This is a genomic window from Pseudonocardia sp., from assembly GCF_025465255.1.
GTDB lineage: Bacteria > Actinomycetota > Actinomycetes > Mycobacteriales > Pseudonocardiaceae > Pseudonocardia.
The window spans coordinates 1-14,336 of record NZ_JAODNI010000034.1; the positions used below are offsets into that span (position 1 = coordinate 1).

16 protein-coding genes are annotated in these 14,336 nt (G+C 70.3%); 7 read left to right on the forward strand and 9 right to left on the reverse strand.

The features are described 5' to 3' along the window. Positions 1 to 55: 55 nt before the first annotated feature. Genes JWP64_RS03665 through JWP64_RS03685 form a run of 5 tightly spaced genes read right to left on the reverse strand, consistent with a single transcriptional unit; the run spans position 56 to position 4,700 of the window. Positions 56 to 676 carry a potassium-transporting ATPase subunit C gene (locus JWP64_RS03665; RefSeq protein WP_297492248.1) on the reverse strand — a complete coding sequence of 207 codons (621 nt, stop codon included), beginning with the start codon at positions 674 to 676 and terminating at the stop codon, positions 56 to 58. A 1-nt stretch (position 677) separates the two neighbouring features. Then, positions 678 to 2,768: a potassium-transporting ATPase subunit KdpB gene (gene kdpB, locus JWP64_RS03670; protein WP_297492250.1), complete on the reverse strand. Its 2,091-nt coding sequence runs from the start codon at positions 2,766 to 2,768 to the stop codon at positions 678 to 680. Next, a complete protein-coding gene (gene kdpA / locus JWP64_RS03675; protein ID WP_297492252.1) occupies positions 2,765 to 4,426 on the reverse strand; it encodes a potassium-transporting ATPase subunit KdpA in 1,662 nt (553 codons plus the stop codon). The genes kdpB and kdpA overlap by 4 nt, the downstream gene beginning before the upstream one ends. Beyond that, complete coding sequence (kdpF, locus tag JWP64_RS03680) at positions 4,426 to 4,527, reverse strand: K(+)-transporting ATPase subunit F (RefSeq protein WP_297492254.1); 102 nt, start codon at positions 4,525 to 4,527, stop codon at positions 4,426 to 4,428. The genes kdpA and kdpF overlap by 1 nt, the downstream gene beginning before the upstream one ends. Beyond that, positions 4,524 to 4,700, reverse strand: a complete 177-nt coding sequence (locus JWP64_RS03685) for a hypothetical protein (RefSeq protein WP_297492256.1) — start codon at positions 4,698 to 4,700, stop codon at positions 4,524 to 4,526. The genes kdpF and JWP64_RS03685 overlap by 4 nt, the downstream gene beginning before the upstream one ends. Before the next feature lie 194 nt (positions 4,701 to 4,894). Between JWP64_RS03685 and JWP64_RS03690 the strand changes: the two genes are divergently transcribed. Together JWP64_RS03690 and JWP64_RS03695 are read left to right on the forward strand one after the other, a co-directional pair. Continuing rightward, positions 4,895 to 5,500: a hypothetical protein gene (locus JWP64_RS03690; protein ID WP_297492258.1), complete on the forward strand. Its 606-nt coding sequence runs from the start codon at positions 4,895 to 4,897 to the stop codon at positions 5,498 to 5,500. 839 nt (positions 5,501 to 6,339) lie between these two features. Beyond that, positions 6,340 to 7,164 carry an alpha/beta hydrolase gene (locus JWP64_RS03695; protein WP_297492260.1) on the forward strand — a complete coding sequence of 275 codons (825 nt, stop codon included), beginning with the start codon at positions 6,340 to 6,342 and terminating at the stop codon, positions 7,162 to 7,164. Positions 7,165 to 7,340: 176 nt separating this feature from the next. On the opposite strand, the gene JWP64_RS03700 is transcribed toward JWP64_RS03695, so the two are convergent. Both JWP64_RS03700 and JWP64_RS03705 read right to left on the reverse strand, forming a co-directional pair. Next, positions 7,341 to 8,441 carry a DUF5996 family protein gene (locus JWP64_RS03700; protein ID WP_297492262.1) on the reverse strand — a complete coding sequence of 367 codons (1,101 nt, stop codon included), beginning with the start codon at positions 8,439 to 8,441 and terminating at the stop codon, positions 7,341 to 7,343. Between the two features lie 147 nt (positions 8,442 to 8,588). Then, positions 8,589 to 8,717 carry a hypothetical protein gene (locus tag JWP64_RS03705; protein ID WP_297492264.1) on the reverse strand — a complete coding sequence of 43 codons (129 nt, stop codon included), beginning with the start codon at positions 8,715 to 8,717 and terminating at the stop codon, positions 8,589 to 8,591. A gap of 170 nt (positions 8,718 to 8,887) precedes the next feature. Between JWP64_RS03705 and JWP64_RS03710 the strand changes: the two genes are divergently transcribed. Both JWP64_RS03710 and JWP64_RS03715 read left to right on the forward strand, forming a co-directional pair. After that, positions 8,888 to 9,220: a DUF2795 domain-containing protein gene (locus tag JWP64_RS03710; RefSeq protein WP_297492266.1), complete on the forward strand. Its 333-nt coding sequence runs from the start codon at positions 8,888 to 8,890 to the stop codon at positions 9,218 to 9,220. A gap of 264 nt (positions 9,221 to 9,484) precedes the next feature. Continuing rightward, the gene (locus JWP64_RS03715; protein WP_297492268.1) at positions 9,485 to 10,261 is read left to right on the forward strand and encodes a PrsW family glutamic-type intramembrane protease; all 777 of its coding nucleotides are present in this window, start codon (positions 9,485 to 9,487) and stop codon (positions 10,259 to 10,261) included. A 459-nt stretch (positions 10,262 to 10,720) separates the two neighbouring features. On the opposite strand, the gene JWP64_RS03720 is transcribed toward JWP64_RS03715, so the two are convergent. Both JWP64_RS03720 and JWP64_RS03725 read right to left on the reverse strand, forming a co-directional pair. Next, a complete protein-coding gene (locus JWP64_RS03720; RefSeq protein WP_297492270.1) occupies positions 10,721 to 11,281 on the reverse strand; it encodes an NAD(P)H-dependent oxidoreductase in 561 nt (186 codons plus the stop codon). Between the two features lie 293 nt (positions 11,282 to 11,574). Further along, positions 11,575 to 12,561 (reverse strand): pirin family protein, encoded by a 987-nt coding sequence (locus JWP64_RS03725; protein WP_297492273.1) that lies wholly within the window; start codon positions 12,559 to 12,561, stop codon positions 11,575 to 11,577. Positions 12,562 to 12,627: 66 nt separating this feature from the next. Between JWP64_RS03725 and JWP64_RS03730 the strand changes: the two genes are divergently transcribed. The 3 genes from JWP64_RS03730 (at position 12,628) to JWP64_RS03740 (ending at position 14,335) form a co-directional block, all read left to right on the forward strand. Next, on the forward strand, positions 12,628 to 13,092 hold the full coding sequence (locus JWP64_RS03730; protein ID WP_297492275.1) for a MarR family winged helix-turn-helix transcriptional regulator: 465 nt from the start codon (positions 12,628 to 12,630) through the stop codon (positions 13,090 to 13,092). Positions 13,093 to 13,408: 316 nt separating this feature from the next. Further along, positions 13,409 to 13,633 (forward strand): hypothetical protein, encoded by a 225-nt coding sequence (locus JWP64_RS03735; protein WP_297492277.1) that lies wholly within the window; start codon positions 13,409 to 13,411, stop codon positions 13,631 to 13,633. Positions 13,634 to 13,882: 249 nt separating this feature from the next. Then, on the forward strand, positions 13,883 to 14,335 hold the full coding sequence (locus tag JWP64_RS03740) for an Hsp20/alpha crystallin family protein (RefSeq protein WP_297492279.1): 453 nt from the start codon (positions 13,883 to 13,885) through the stop codon (positions 14,333 to 14,335). Position 14,336 lies beyond the last annotated feature (1 nt).

Consider the following 14,336-nt stretch of genomic DNA (forward strand, 5'->3'; position numbering starts at 1 on the left):
CTCCCCGGGACGGGGCAGCTCTCCTGCGATGCCGTGCGGCCCGTTCACCCTGCGATCATCCCCTCGCCCGCGCCGCGGCGACGGCCAGGTTGAGCTCGGTGACGTCGACGGTCGGCTCGCCGAGGAAGCCGAGTGTGCGCCCTGCGGTGGCCTGCGCGACGAGGTGCTGGACCTCCCCCACCGGCAGGCCGGTCACTCGCGCGACCCGGGCGGTCTGCAGCGCGGCGTAGTCCGGGCTGATGTCCGGGTCGAGGCCGGACGCCGAGGCGGTCACCGCGTCGGTGGGCACGGCCTCCGGGGTGACGCGCTCGCGCTGCGCGATCAGCGTGCGGCGCTGCGAGACCGTGTCGAGCAGGGCCGTGGAGTCGCCGGCCTTGTTCGACCCGCCGGAGGTGGAGGTGTCGGCCGGCCCGAGCACGCCGTCGGACGACGCCGAAGGCCGGGCGTGGAAGTACGGATCCGCGGCCGGATTTGCGGGCACGGGATCGACACCGATCAGCAAGGATCCGACGGCGGTGCCGTTCTGGGTGACCACGGAACCTTCGGCGTTGCCCGAGAGGCCGGGGATCCGTGAGACCCCCCACACGACGAGCGGGTAGACGATCCCGCACAGCACGGTGAAGACGATCAGCAGGCGCAATCCGGTGCCGGTCTGCCGGCGCAGCGTGGTGAGCACGTCACATCCCCGGGATGAGTCGGACCAGCAGGTCGATGAGGAAGATCCCGATGAACGGCGTGACGACGCCGCCGAGACCGTAGATCAGCAGGTTGCGGCGCAGCAACGCCGCCGCAGAGGTGGGCCGGTAGCGGACCCCGCGCAGGGCCAGCGGGATCAGCACCACGATGACCAGTGCATTGAAGATGACCGCCGACAGGATCGCGGACTGCGGCGAGTGCAGGCCCATGATGTTCAGCAGCCCGAGGGAAGGGTAGAGCGCGGCGAACATTGCGGGCAGGATCGCGAAGTACTTGGCCAGGTCGTTGGCCACCGAGAAGGTGGTCAGCGCGCCGCGGGTGATCAGCAGCTGCTTCCCGATCTCGACGACCGCGATCAGCTTGGTCGGGTCCGAGTCGAGGTCGACCATGTTGCCGGCCTCCTTGGCTGCAGCCGTGCCCGTGTTCATCGCGACGCCGACGTCGGCTTGCGCGAGCGCGGGCGCGTCGTTCGTGCCGTCGCCGGTCATCGCGACGAGCCGACCGCCCTCCTGCTCCTTCCTGATCAGCGCCATCTTGTCCTCGGGGGTGGCCTCTGCCAGGTGATCGTCGACCCCGGCCTCGGTGGCGATCGCCCGGGCGGTCCGCGGGTTGTCGCCGGTGATCATGACCGTGCGGATGCCCATGGCGCGCAGCTCGGCGAAACGGGCGGCGATGCCGGGTTTGACGACGTCGGAGAGCCGGACGACGCCGAGGAGCCGGGCGCCGCGCCCGTCCGGGCCGTCGGCCTCGGCCACGACCAGCGGCGTGCCGCCCTCGTCGCCGATGGCGTCGACGAGCCGGGCGACCTCGCCGGACTCGACAGCCGCCCAGGCCATGACCGCCGACGCGGCGCCCTTGCGCACGGCCCGCCCGGGCAGGTCGAGCCCGGACATGCGGGTCTGCGCCGTGAACGGCACGAACTCCGCACGTGCCTCCTGCGCCGAAGCGCCCGCGGCCAACCCGTGCTCCTGTGCACAGAGGACGACGATGCTGCGCCCTTCCGGGGTCGCGTCGGCCAGACTGGAGAGCCGGGCCGCCGCGGCGAGCTCGGGCAGCGGGGTACCACCGACCGGGAGCAGCTCGGTGGCCTGCCGGTTGCCGAAGGTGATCGTGCCGGTCTTGTCCAGCAGTAGCGTGTCGATGTCGCCGGCCGCCTCGACGGCACGCCCGGACTTCGCGAGCACGTTGCGCTGCACCAGCCGGTCCATGCCCGCGATCCCGATCGCCGACAACAGGGCCCCGATCGTGGTCGGGATCAGGCAGACCAGCAGCGCGACCAGCACGACGACCGACTGCGGCCCGCCGGCGTAGGCGCTCATCGGCTGCAGCGCCACCACGGTCAGCAGGAAGATGATCGTCAGCGCGGCCAGCAGGATCGACAGGGCGATCTCGATCGTCGTCTTCTGCCGGGACGCCCCCTCGACCAGGGCGATCATCCGGTCGACGAAGGATTCCCCCGGCTTGGTCGTGATCTCCACGACGATCCGGTCCGACAGGACGGTCGTGCCCCCCGTGACCGAGGAACGGTCGCCGCCGGCCTCGCGGACGACGGGGGCGGACTCGCCGGTGATCGCGGACTCGTCGACGGACGCGATCCCTTCGACGATGTCGCCGTCGCCCGGGATGGTCTCCCCCGCCTCGACGACGACCCGGTCGCCGATCCTCAGCTCGGTGCCACCGACCTTCTCCTCGGTGCCCGCGCTGGTGAGCCGGCGGGCCACGGCGTCGCGCTTGGTCCGACGTAGCGACTCGGCCTGGGCCTTGCCGCGGCCCTCGGCGACGGCCTCGGCGAGGTTCGCGAAGAGCACGGTGAACCAGAGCCAGACCGCGATCAGCCAGCCGAACACGCTCGGGGCCACGATCGCGTCCAGCGTGACCAGCACCGACCCGACCCACACCACGAACATGACGGGGTTGCGCAGCTGGGTGCGCGGGTCGAGCTTGCGCAGGGCGTCGGGCAGCGACGCCCAGAGCTGTTGCGGTCGGAAGGCGCCGGCCTGGACCGGCGACGCGGCAGGCTCCGCCACCGCGCGGGTCCGCGCCTCGGGGGGCGTGGTGGTGGGGGTGGTCATGCCAGTGCCTCCGCGAGCGGGCCCAGCGCGAGCGCCGGGAAGAAGGTGAGGGCGGCGACGAGGACGACCGTGCCGCCGACCAGGACACCGAACAGCGGCTTGTCCGTGGCGAGGGTCCCGGCGCCGGCCTCGACACGCCGCTGCTGCGCGAGCGACCCGGCCAGTGCCAGCACCGCCAGGATCGGCACAAGCCGCCCGAGCAGCATCGCGATACCGAGCGTGGTCTGGAAGAAGTTGCTGGTCACCGTGAGGCCGGCGAACGCGGAACCGTTGTTGTTGGCGGCGCTGGCATAGGCGTAGAGGACCTCGGAGAAGCCGTGCGCACCGGTGTTGTTCAGCGCGTCGCCCGTACCGGGCAGCGCGATCGCCAGGCCCGCCCCGATCAGCACCAGGGTCGGCATGACCAGGATCGACACCGCGGCCGCGGTGACCTCGCGGCGGCCGAGCTTCTTGCCCAGGTACTCCGGGGTCCGGCCGACCAACAGCCCGGCCAGGAACACCGCGATCACGGCCAGCACCAGGATGCCGTAGAGGCCGGTCCCGACCCCACCCGGCGCGACCTCGCCGAGCAAAATGTTCAGCAGCACCGCTCCGCCGGCGCCGCCGGTGTAGCTGTCGTGCATCGAGTTGACCGCGCCGGTCGACGTGCCGGTGGTGGAGATCCCGAACAGGATCGACGACGGAATCCCGAACCGCGTCTCCTTGCCCTCCAGTGCCCCGCCGGCAGCGAGAGTGGCGGCCCCGTTGGGGTGGGTCTCGGCGAACCAGGCGACCGCGAGCAGCGCGGCCCACAGCACGCCCATCACCGAGACGAGCACGGTGCCCTGCCGCGGGTTGCGCACCATGGTGCCGAACGTGCGGGTCAGGCAGACCGGGATCACCAGCAGCAGGAAGATCTCGAACAGGTTCGACAGCCCGTTCGGGTTCTCGAACGGATGCGCCGAGTTCGCGTTGAAGATCCCGCCGCCGTTGGTACCCAGCTCCTTGATCGCCTCCTGCGACGCCGTCGGCGCCAGCGGCAGCGTGTGCACGGCACCGTCGACGCCGGTGACGTCGACCCCGGAGCGCAGCGACATCGTCACCCCCATCGCGATCAGCAGGATCGCCGCGACGAAGGAGAAGGGCAGCAGGATCCGGACGGCACCACGGGTCAGATCGACCCAGAAGTTCCCGATCCGGTCGGTGCCCGAGCGGACGAACCCGCGGATCAGCGCGACGGCGACCGCCATGCCGACCGCGGCCGACAGCACGTTCTGCACCGTCAGGCCCGCCATCTGCACCGTGTTGCCGAGCACCTGCTCCGGGATGTAGGACTGCCAGTTCGTGTTGGTCACGAAGGAGACCGCGGTGTTGAACGCCGTCGACGGATCGACCGCGCCGCGGCCGAAGCTCATCGGCAGGAACGGCTGCAGCCGCTGCAACAGGTACAGCAGCACCACCGAGACGAACGAGAACCCCAGCACCCCCGCCGCGTAGGTGGGCCAGCGTTGACCGGTGCTCGGGTCGACCCGGACCAGCCGGTAGAGCACGGACTCGACCCGCCAGTGACGTTCCGAGGTGAACGCACGGGCCATGTAGTCCCCGAAGGGCACGTAACAGGCCACGAGCATGACCAACAGCAGGACGACCTGCAGCAGCCCCGCGACGGTGTCGCTCATCAGAACCTCTCCGGGCGCAGCAGGGCAACCATCAGGTAGACGAGGAGTGCCAGCGCGACGATCCCGCCGATCACGTTGGTGACCACGTCAGCGGTGCTCACAGCCGCTCCAGACCACGCAGGCACAGCGCCAGCACGACGAACCCACCGACCAGCAGCAGCACGTACAGCACATCGGCCACGGACAACTCCTCGAACTCCTGGCCGCCGGACCTCCCGGCGAAACCGACGAAAGTGTGGATCCGACCGCAGTGCTCGCGAAGGGGTTCGAACACAACCTTGACGCCCGCGGCGGAAATCTTGACGCGATCTTGGCGCCGCGGAGACACGCACCACCACGGCGCACATCAGAGCTCCGCAAGCACGGGCCAACCACCGGACGTCAAGAACTCGTTCGGATCGGGTCGATCGGCGTCAGGGCTTCGCAGGATCCCTCCCCCGAACCCATTGCACGGCCCACGCTCGAACTGTGAACGTTCCGGCTCCTCGTGAGGCCCGCGGCCATCGGCTCGGTACGCCGTTGTCCACTCGCGGTGGCTTCCTCGCCGGCTTGATCGCCGCCACGGCGGCCCCCCTTCTCGCCTGGACGCTCGACGCCCGCACAGTCGCCGTCGGAGGCCTCGTCCTGGCCGCGCTCGCGGCCGTTCTGATCGCCGCGCTGTCAACGACCGCCGCAGCGATCGACACCGCCGCCGTGTGTTGGGCCGCCTACGACGGATTTGCGCTGAACCGCCTCGGCGAGCTGCACCTGGCAGCCGCCGATCTCCGCGCCCTCGGCTACATAGTTGGCGCTGCACTGAGCTTTCGATGCCTCGCCGCCGCGCTGCGCGCCGTGCGGGCGGCGGCCCGCACGAGCACGGAGCTCTCGATCCCCCTGCCCGCTGAGCTCATCGCCGACCTTTCCCTGCGCCCGAACCTGCGGCCGAGCGCCCATAGTCGTCCTCGCCGTCCTGACTCTCGGCTACGGCGGGATCGACGTCCTCAGAACCCGCAACCTGCTGTGCAAGCACCGATCCCAACGGCAGGCCCTACCGACGGCCAGACCGGTAACCGATCCTGGCTCCGCAGTCAATGACGGCCACGGACGCAGGCACCGGCCCAATCTGGTGCTCTTCATGCTCCTCAATTCCTTGATGAGAACCTCATCGTGATGTCGAAGGAGTGGGCTTCAACTCGGATGGGCCATCGGGACGAAGCCGCTCGTCCTCGCCTAGCTCCTCACACCCCGGTCACGCCGGCCGGTCTGCACTGCCCGGCCAGGCAAGAAGCGACGCGACGCCGCCCAGCCGAACATCCCGAGCAGCTCGAGGACGAGCTCCGACCGTGTCCGTTGATCGGCATCGAGCTTCGCGGCTTCCGGTGAGCTGACGAAGTCCGTAGCCACACGAGACTCGCCCTGCGACGGCCCGATGTCGTCAATGGCAGCGCCCATCTGCGCTAGCCGTCAGCCGGGCTCTGGGTGTACCTACTAGCTGCAAGTCAGTCGAACGGCGCCACGTGACAGTCGATGTTGATCTTCTCGTAGCTCGGAGGGTTAGGAAGCCCGCCGAAGTCGGGGACGGCCGCGCCGCGGAGTTGATTGTCCGCAACCCAGCGCATACCTACGACGGGTGTGGAGGTCGTTGTAACGGGCACTCGAACCAGGATGGCCGCCGTGCCTCAGCGGCTGTGCCCGGTGTTGGTCGGTCGCCACGGCGACCTGGACGGGTGTGGTTCGCCTCGTTGGGGCCGAGCGCGGTGGCGTGGCGGTCGTCGTTGGAGACCGAACGGTCGAGCACCAGCCGGTGCACACCACCGGCTCGCCCGCGGAGCTCACTACGGCCGGTAACCGAGTGGCTCGAGCGCAACAAGAGTGATGGTTACGCTGCCAGCGCGCACGTTGTCGACGGCAAGGCCAGACCAACGGAGGCAGCGATGGACACGATCACCACGACCGACGGCACCGAGATCTTCTACAAGGACTGGGGCTCGGGCCCACCGATCGTCTTCAGCCACGGCTGGCCGCTTTCGGGTGACGATTGGGACACCCAAATGCTGTTCTTCCTCCAGAACGGCTACCGCGTCATCGCCCATGACCGGCGCGGACACGGACGCTCCACGCAGACCGGCGACGGTCACGACATGGACCACTACGCCGACGATCTGGCCGCTCTGATCGCCCATCTCGATCTCCAGGACGCCGTGCACGTGGGGCACTCCACCGGTGGCGGCGAGGTCGTGCGCTACATCGCTCGACACGCTGAGAGCCGCGTGGCGAAAGCCGTACTGATCAGTGCTGTGCCGCCGCTCATGGTGCAGACCGACGCAAACCCTGGCGGCCTGCCGAAGACCGTGTTCGACGACTTCCAGGCCCAGCTGGCCGCCAACCGGTCCGAGTTCTACCGGGCGCTGCCGTCGGGCCCCTTCTACGGCTTCAACCGGCCCGGCGTGGAACCCTCGGAAGCGATCATCGAGAACTGGTGGCGGCAGGGAATGATGGGCGGGGCGAAGGCACATTACGACGGCATCGTCGCCTTCTCCCAGACCGATTTCACCGAGGACCTCAAGAAGATCACGGTGCCGGTCCTGGTAATGCACGGCGACGACGACCAGATCGTTCCCTACGCCGACTCCGGCCCGCTGTCCGCGGAGCTCCTGCAGAACGGGACGCTGAAGACGTACAGGGGATTCCCGCACGGCATGCCGACCACCGAGGCCGAGACGATCAACGCTGACCTGCTGGCCTTCGTGCAATCCTGACCGGCTCGGCGGCTGGGAGTCGTCGCGAGCCGAGCGCGGGTGACCAGCGTCCCTGACCGTCAGGCCTCAGCTAACAGAACGGGCCAGCTCGGCGACCTGGTTCGACGGCCCTGCCGAATTGGGTGGCCGCCGGTCAAGGGCTGGTGCGGCCTTGACGGATTGCGGTGAGGCAGGAATCAGCTGGAGGCCCGGTACCGCGTCGAGGGATGCTGGGGATCGGTGATCCCGTCGATGCAGGCATAGCGGTCGATGTCCCAGCCGGCCCGAGAGGCGCCGGCCCGGTAGGCGTCCTCGTAGAAGCCGAGCACCGCGGCCCGGCGCTGCGGTGCGGCGCGGACGTCGGCGTAGGGCAGGACGGCGAGGTGACTGCCGCCCCGCTCGAGCCAGCGGGCACCGGCCGGCAGCGGTGCGTCGGCCACGCCCGCGGGCTCGGGTGAGGTGTAGGAGTAGAACGCCGGCTCCGGGTAGGTCGGGTCGCCGAACCAGAACCCGGAGCTGATCACCTCGCGCGAGTAGGCCTCGCGGGTCACCGGGTCATTGGATGACGGCTGGTCTACCGCGGTGTCGGCGAAGCGGGTCAGGGCGATGTCGAAGGTGTGCCAGAAGTGGTGCACCGGGCTCGTCTTGCCGGAGTACCGGCCGGCGAACTCCTCCAGCACCAGGTTCACCTGGCTGAGCACCTGCCAATACCGCGTGACCGCGACCGGGTCATAGGTGGCGTGGTCGGTGTCCGCGGCGAACACGCGGGCCGCGTCGGGGAGGTCGAACGGGCGGGCCCGGGAGATGTCGATCGAGTCGACGCCGACGGCGCGTAGGGCGCGCACGACCTCCGCGTGGAAGGTCGCGACCGAGTGCCCGGGGATCGGGAACGACACGGACCGGCCGTCGATCGCGTCGACCTCGAGTTGGTGCGCGACGAAGTCGAAGTCGATGGCGAAGGTCGGGTCCAGTCCCATCGGCCTGGTGGTGATGCCCCGGCCGGTGAGGTGGAACGGCACGTTCCACCAGTGGTTGCGCCGCGGGCTCGCGGCGAGGCGGACCTTCCCGACCACCTGGGCGAAGCGGTGCAGGGTGGCGATCGTGTCCGACCAGCCCGCGTACGGAATCGGCGGGAACAGCTCCATCAGTTGGTACCTCCGCTGAGAGATCGCCCGGCCGACCAGCACCAGCCCGATGGCGCCGGCGGCGACGGCCAGCCCGCGCGCGGCGCTGAGCTCGGCCAGGGCGGCGACGAGGAACCGCGGCACGGCCAGCCCCGCCCCGCGGCCAAAGGCCACGCTACGCAGCCGCAGCCCGTCGCATCAGAGAGTCGCCGCCGCCCAACGCAACCACACGCGGTCGGGGCAGAGCGGTCGAACCCGGATCCTGGGCAAAACCCAGAGCGGCCAGCACGAGGTGCCACTGCTCCAGGCCGGGCCCGGCCGTCACCGGCACTGCCAGGCCCCGCACCGAGTTGCGGGGTAGCCGCTCAGTACGTCACCGGGCCCGAGGACGTCACCGATCCCCGACTCGCGGACCTCGGTGCTGATCGACGGCGGCCTGGTGTCGGCCATTCTTTGAGCTAAGACTTCGATCGTCAGCGGTCGTGGGCAAGACGAAGCAGCAGCGGCTCCACGATGCGCTCCTCGATGTCCTCAACCGGCCTGCCAGTGCGAGGCCACCCCGCGCGGCTCACGCGCTCAGGCCCAGGCCCCGATGGCGCCGGCGAGGCCAGCATGGGGACATGGCGCGCTACACCACCCGTGAGCAGCTCGAGAAGGCGCTCATCAACGCCGACTACCCGGCGACGAAGGAGCAGCTCCTCGAGACCGCGGTGCGCAACGGCGCGGATGAGATGACGCTGAAGGCGCTGCGGTCGATCCCGCCGGTGGACTACCGCAACTTCCACGAGGTGGAGGCCTCGGTCGAGATCAGAGACGAGGACCCGGAGCTGGAGGCCGCGCTGAAGGCGGAGCGCCGCAGGCTGCACACCCATCCCGGGCTCAGCGAGCGGGCGAAGGACGTGCCGCCGCCCAGCCCGATCGTCGAGGAGCTGGGGGAGAACCGAGGCAGCTAACGGGAGCGAGGCTCGAGCCCTAGGTGGGGAGCCGGAGACCAGAGCTGAAGTGGTTGCATCGGCCGCGGTTCTTTAGACGGGGCCCATCCACCCCGCACGCCCAACAACGTCCCCCGTATTCGACCCGGCGGGTCGCCTTGGAGGCCACCGGGCAGCGGGTACGGACCTGCTGTGACCGATACGAACCGCCCGGCGACTCCCGCGCGATCCCGACGCGACGGATTGGCCACGCCCGCACCGCGCAGATCGCGGTGGCACCGCTGGATGTGGCTGCCGGTGCTGGTGGTGGGTGCGCTGGTGTTCCTGGCCGACCAGCAGGCCCTCCTGCTGACCGGCAACCCGAACCTGATCCCGTCGTTGCTGTTGTTCGGGGCGCTGCTGATACCGACGACCTTCGTGGTCTGGGTCGACGGCCGGAACCCCGCCTACGACCTGCCGTTCAGCGTGCTGCTCCTGTGCGCCCTGCTGGGCGGGGCGATCGGCACCCTCGCGGCCAGCGTGCTGGAGGCCCGCACCGCCGCCCGCCTGGGCGGGCTGCCCACGGTGATGGTCGGCCTGATCGAAGAGGGCGTAAAGCTGTTGGTGCCCCTCGGTGTCCTGCTGGCCACGCGGTACCGCGCCAATCCCGCCGACGGGTTGCTGGTCGGGGTCGCCGTGGGGACCGGGTTCGCGGTGTTGGAGACCCTGGGCTACGGGTTCGTGATCCTGCTGGCCACCGGCGGGGACCTCCTGGCCGCCGAGGGAACGCTGATCCTCCGGGGGCTGCTCAGCCCGGCGGCGCACATCGCGTGGACCGGCCTGGCCGCTGCGGCGCTGTGGCACGCGCACGCCCAGCGGTGGCGCCCGCGCGCGGTGGCCGTGGCGGTGGGGACCTTCGTGCTCGTCGTGATCTTGCATGCGGTCTGGGACGCCTTCCCCGACTGGCCCGCGTTCGTGGTCGTCGGGGGCGTCAGCCTCGCGTTGCTCGTCCGGCAGGCCCGCCGCGACGTCCTCACCACCGCCCCCGATCCGGCGGGCGGTCCGGGCCCGGGCCGCCGCTGACGGCGAGGGCTGACCGGCGTCCGGCCGTGTCGTCACTCGCGGCGGTCCCCTGGCGCGCTTCCGGCCCGGCCCTGGGAAGCGTCCGGGCACCCCGAGGGCGGCGGCGGCCGGGTGGTCGCCGACGACGGCGGATTCGGGAGGTCATCCATAGCGCTGCATCTCCTCGGCGGCTTGTTCCGGGGAGCCGCATATCCTCATCATGAGTTGCTGGCGTACCGCTGCCGAGCGCATCCTCGCCAACTCGGGGCCCCCACCCGCGCCTACGCCGCGGTACGGGCTGAACCAAGGCACCTACATCACGTCCCCGCCAACGCCGGGAGCACCCCGGATCGCGAGCGGCTCGGGCAGGCCGGCGCCGGTCGAGGACCCGGGTGTAGTCCTCGACCGGCAAGTACGTCACGGAAGGCCGGCCTTGCCTCCCCCTCGAGAGGCGAGGCCGGCCGCGGTGCAGGGCTAGGGTCAGCGGGCGCGCAGGCCGGCCAGCGCGGTGCTCCAGGCCACGACCTGGTCGAGCACGACCCCGACGGCGTCGGCCTGGTGTGGGGCCGGGGTGAACTGGCTGAAGTTGGTGAAGTCGGTGAACAGTGACAGCGCGACCTGGGCGCGGACGGTGGCGACCTGAAGCTCGGCCATGACCAGCCGCAGGTGCTCCACGGCGCGGGTGCCGCCGGCGCTGCCGTAGCCGACGAAGCCGGCGGCCTTGTTGTTCCACTCGGCGTAGAGGAAGTCGATGGCGTTCTTCAGTGCGCCGGAGGTGGAGTGGTTGTACTCCGGGGTGACGAAGACGTAGCCGTCGAAAGAGGCGATCTTCTCCGCCCACGCCAGGGTGTGCGGCTTGGTGTACTGCCCCATCGACGGCGGTGCCGCCTCGTCGAGGTGGGGCAGGTGATAGTCGGCGAGGTCGACGAGCTCGTAGTCGGCGTCGCTGCGCTGCTTGGCGATGTCGAACACCCACCGGGCAACGGCCTCCCCATTACGTCCGGGGCGGGTGCTGCCGAGGATGATCGCGATCCGGGTCATGACGCTCCTTGGGCTGGTCGGGAACTTCTCCTGGGTTCCGCCCGAGTGGGCGGTGGCGATGGTGTGCACGTCGTGGCGCCGCAGGATCCAGGCCGAGCGACGCGACGGCGCGGCTGCCTGCGGGCACGGCGGCGCGAGGCCGGCCGCGGCGTTATCGCAGACGGTTGGGCCCAGACCGCGCTGCGGTCCCTCGATCGCCGGGAGTGCGCCGGCCCCACGGTGATCTCGCTGAGGATCCGGTGGAGGCCGCGGCCTGCGGTGACTCGACCTGCACCGGACGGTCGGGCTCATCGTTAGGCGAACTTGCGGGGTGCGAGCTGGTCGGCGGGGATGATCCCCAGCCGTCCGCCCTGGTAGTCCTCGATGGCCCGGATGATCTCCGCGCGAGTGTTCATCACGAACGGGCCGTAGTGCGCGACGGGCTCGCGGATCGGCAGCCCGCCCAGCAGCAGCACATCGAGTGGTTCCGTGTGCCGGGCGGCGGCGCGGAGCACGAGGTGATCGCCGGGGCCGAAGACGGCGAGCCGGCCGTCCTGCACCGGGCGGCCCTCGCGCCCGGCGCTCCCGCGCCCGGTGAGCACGTAGGCGAACGCGCTGAACGCCGGGTTCCACGGCACCGCGATCTCCGCGTCGGGGGCCAGCGTGACATGGGCGTAGGTGATCGGTGTGTGCGTGAAGCCGGGCCCGGTGAACTCCGCGATGTCGCCGGCGATGAGCCGTACCAGCGCACCGCCGTCGTCGGAGGTGAGCAGGCGCAGCGTGTCGCGGGTGATCGACTGGTAGCGCGGCGGCGTCATCTTCAGCGCCGCGGGCAGGTTGACCCACAGCTGGACCGCGTGCGCCGGGCCGCCCCCGCGGTACATCCCCTCGGTGGGCAACTCGTCGTGCAGGATCCCCCTGCCCGCGGTCATCCACTGGGTGTCACCCTCTCCGATCACGCCGCCGCCGCCGTTGGTGTCGTGGTGGGCGATCTCGCCGTCGAGGACGTAGGAGACGGTCTCGAAGCCGCGGTGAGGGTGCCACGGCGCGCCGGCCGCCTCCTCGGGGGCGTTGATCTGCGGCCCCAGGTGGTCGAGCAGCAGGAACGGGTCGGCCTCGGCGAGCGGAAGGCCGCCCGGGAAGGGGCGGCGGATCGCGAAGCCGGCTCCTTCGATCTGGCTGTGCGCGGTGACGACCTGGGAGACCGGCCTCGGGGTGGACGCCGCCGGGTCGGGTCGGGAGATGTGAGGGAGGACGAGTGGATTGTCGACGGTGATAGCCGGCATGACGATCAACTCCATCTGTTGATGCGTCCACAATACGTCTCTTTGATGACACGTCAACATCATCCGGTAGGATGCGTCCTCGTGGACGAACCTCAGTGGCTAGATGAGCGGGAGGCGCACGTCTGGCAGGCCTATCTCGTGCTGCAGCGCAAGCTGCAGGGGGTGCTGGAGCGCCGGCTGGTGCGCGACGCCGGGCTGTCGGGGGCGGACTACCGGCTGCTGGTGCCCCTGTCCGAGGCGCCGCACGGCGCGCTGCGTGCGCGCGACCTCGGGTTGATGGTCGGCTGGGAACGCAGTCGGATCTCCCACCAGGTCCGCCGAATGGAGAAACGCGGCCTGCTCGTCCGCGAGGACTGCGCCGAGGACGCCCGAGGATCGATGGTGCGACTCACCGAGGCCGGTCGGGCGGCCATCGTCGCCGCCGCACCCAAGCACGTGCAGGCGGTTCGTCGGTACTTCTTCGACGTCCTGTCGGAGGACGAGCTCGCCATTCTCGGCGGTGCCCTCGAGCGCCTGCTCGACGGGCTCCCTGGCGACGAGGACTGATCGAGGCAACGCCTCCCGATGCGGGAGCGCGGGGTGCGGACGCGACCACAGCTGGACGACGTCGGCCACGCCAGGCGGCGCGGGCTCTCAGCGCTAGATGACGATGAGCCAACCGACGCGACACGCTGCCTTCCGGCCCTTCACGAGCGCTCCTCCCCGGGGCATTGGTCGAGCTGCTCGGAGGCGGCCTATGGGGACGAGCGGAGGCTGCACAGCCGCATGTCGGTCGACTCAGACCGTTGGCGCCCAGTCCAGGGCGCGTAGCCACCAGATCTGCTGCGGGGTCTGCACGACCGCAGGATGCGTACTGCGGCTCGTGGAACTGCGCCACGCCCCCATCCGCGGCGCCTACGACCTCGCCCACCTACAGGCCTTCCACCGGCACATCTTCGCGGATATCCACGAATGGGCGGGCGAGATCTGCTTGGAGTCCGGCGCCCGATGGGGCAGGGCCGTTCCCACCGGGTACGCGGTGCGCCTGTCGTTGTTCGACCAGCTGGTGCCGCCGGGTGCCCCTGGGCCGCGGATCCGGTGGTCCTGACGGGTCGGCTCGTGCGGCCCCGTCTCACGCTCCCGGGACCACGCCTGGGGGACGACACTGCTGAACAATCACCTCCGCGTGGGGCGGTGCCGGTAGCCCGACGGCGACACCGGGACGGCACCGCGCATCGGTGGGCGCCCCCGGCCGGGATGTGGATCCCGACGGGATGTGCGCATCGGTAGGAACCGGTACGCAGGCCACAGCAGCGAGTCGCCGGCGACAGGGAAGCGATGAGTTGAGGAGAACGCCATGTCATTGATGAGGTCCGATCCGTTCGCGGGTTTTGATCGGCTGACGCAGCAGATGATGGGGGCAAGGCAGGGACCCCGGCCCATTCCGATGGCGGCCTTCCGCCGGGGCGATCAGGTCCTCGCCTATTTCGACCTGCCGGGGATCAACCCGGAGGACGTGGAAATCACCATCGAGCGCAACGTCACCACGATCCGCGCGGAACGGCGGCCCGCCTACCAGGAAGGCGACGAGGTGATCGTCGACGAGCGTCCCTACGGAACCTTCAGCCGGCAGGTGTTCCTCGGCGACAGCCTGGACCTGGACAAGATGACCGCCGACTACGCGCACGGCGAGCTGCGCCTGACCATCCCGGTCTCCGAGAAGGCCAAGCCCCGACGGATCGAGCTCCGGACAAGCGATCAGGAACCACAGCAGGTCACGGCGAACACCAACGCAGGTGGCACCACGTAGG